1 protein-coding gene and 1 pseudogene are annotated in these 1,814 nt (G+C 31.5%); both read left to right on the top strand.

Features of this window, described 5'->3' with window-relative positions:
• Positions 1-306: 306 nt before the first annotated feature.
• Positions 307-1,590 (top strand): PTS sugar transporter subunit IIC, encoded by a 1,284-nt coding sequence (locus ACT8VG_RS10815; protein ID WP_444195877.1) that lies wholly within the window; start codon positions 307-309, stop codon positions 1,588-1,590.
• Between the two features lie 37 nt (positions 1,591-1,627).
• Positions 1,628-1,814 (top strand): annotated as a pseudogene (locus ACT8VG_RS10810) (alpha/beta hydrolase); the annotation flags it as partial.

The raw sequence follows: 1,814 nt of genomic DNA, 5'->3' as shown, positions 1-1,814 counted from the left end.
CAAAGAGAGAAATGTTTGTAGAACTCATGAAGGAACTTAAAGATGATTCATCAGTTTCAATGGATATTAAGAAAGAAATAGATGAATTTGATTGGGAATAGAAGTAAGCTGAGATGAAATGAAAGACTCATTTTATTTCAGCTTTTTTATGATGCAAGAAAAGTTTAAGTTATTTATTTATCAACATAAAAATATGAAAAATACGACATTGTGTAAGTGTTTACATTGATATACTGAATCTGTACTAAAAAGTAAGTATAAAGATATGCGCAGCTTTATGATTACATCAAATATGGAGGATTAAACATGAACTTTTTTGACAAATTTCAAAGAGGTCTAGAAAAAGTAGTTGGACCTTTTGCCACTGCTGTAGCAAACAGCCGTTATATTAAAGCTTTAACAGAAGGATTTATGTATACTATGCCTATTACATTAGGTGTAGCAGCAATTGCAGTTTTAGCAAACTTACCAATTCCTGCATGGACACAATTTTTACAGAGTATTGGAATATATGCGACTGCATTAGAAGTTGTTTCTTTAACTTTATCTTTATTAGCTATTTATGTAGTAGGAGCTATTGGATATGCTTTTACTAAGAATGAAGGAGAAAATGGAGCAATTGGAGCTGTTATGTCTATGGCAGCATTTATTATTTTAATTCCTGTTCAGACTTTTACAAATAAAGCAGGTGCTGCAGTTTCAACAATTGCGACTAGTTATTTAGGAAGCGATGGTATTTTCTTAGCAATCATTTTAGGTTTAGTTATTCCTGCTTTTTATTGTTTTTTAATGAAAAAGAACTTGAAATTAAAACTTCCTGATTCTGTACCACCAATGGTTTCTCAGTCATTAGCACCTACTTTTGTAGCAATGATCCTAATCACATCAGTATTTGCAGTTAAATATGCTTGTACATTTACACCATATGGCAATTTATTTACTCTTATTAGTACTTTGGTTGGTAAACCAGTATCTGCCTTTGGTGCAAATCCTATTTCACTTATTGCTATTTTTACATTAATGAACCTAATCTGGTTCTTTGGTGTTCATCCAAATGCAATCCTAATGCCTTATATGCCTATCTTAACAATTGTTGGATTAGCTAATCAGGAAGCATTCTTATCAAATCAAGCATTACCTTACTTAACATTTGCAATTCTTGCTTCATGTATTCAGATTGGTGGAGCTGGAAATACTTTAGGATTATGTATTGCTTCATTCTTTGGTAAATCAGAGAAGTACAAAACTATGAGAAAATTAGTTGCACCTGCAAACTTATTTAATATTAACGAACCAGCAATTTTTGGCTTCCCAATTATGTTAAATCCTATTTATCTAATTCCAATGATATTCTCAGCCCCTGTAAAAGGATTTCTTGTATTAGGATTATTGAAATTTATTCCAATTTCAGTCAACCCAACTATTTCAATGCCATGGGTAACACCTGGATTTGTTACTGCATTTTTCCAGGGTGGGTTACCTCTATTAGTAATCTGGTTCCTTGCTTTAGGTATTGATTTCTTAATGTATTTACCATTCTTCCTAATTGATGATAAGAATGCATTAAGACAAGAACAAGAAAACGCATAGTACTAATTAGAAGTAAGCACATAAAAGGAGAAGTAAAATGGCTAAAATACAGTGTAACGTAATATCTTATACATTAATGAGAACAGTTGATATTGATGTGATTCTACCATCAGTTACAATTCCAGAATCTATGGGAATGAGTGGTGAAAAACCTCATCATGACTATTCTAAAAAATATCCAGTATTATATCTCTTACATGGTTTTTGTAATAACGATGCACAAT

It is taken from the genome of Catenibacterium sp., from assembly GCF_052354645.1.
Classification (GTDB): domain Bacteria; phylum Bacillota_I; class Bacilli_A; order Erysipelotrichales; family Coprobacillaceae; genus Catenibacterium; species Catenibacterium mitsuoka_A.
This window is presented reverse-complemented; position numbering and strand designations above follow the sequence as displayed.

What these genes read in the sequence shown, in the direction of transcription:
- ACT8VG_RS10815 (WP_444195877.1), top strand. Translation starts at nt 307, where the DNA reads ATGAACTTTTTTGACAAATTTCAAAGAGGTCTAGAAAAAGTAGTTGGA.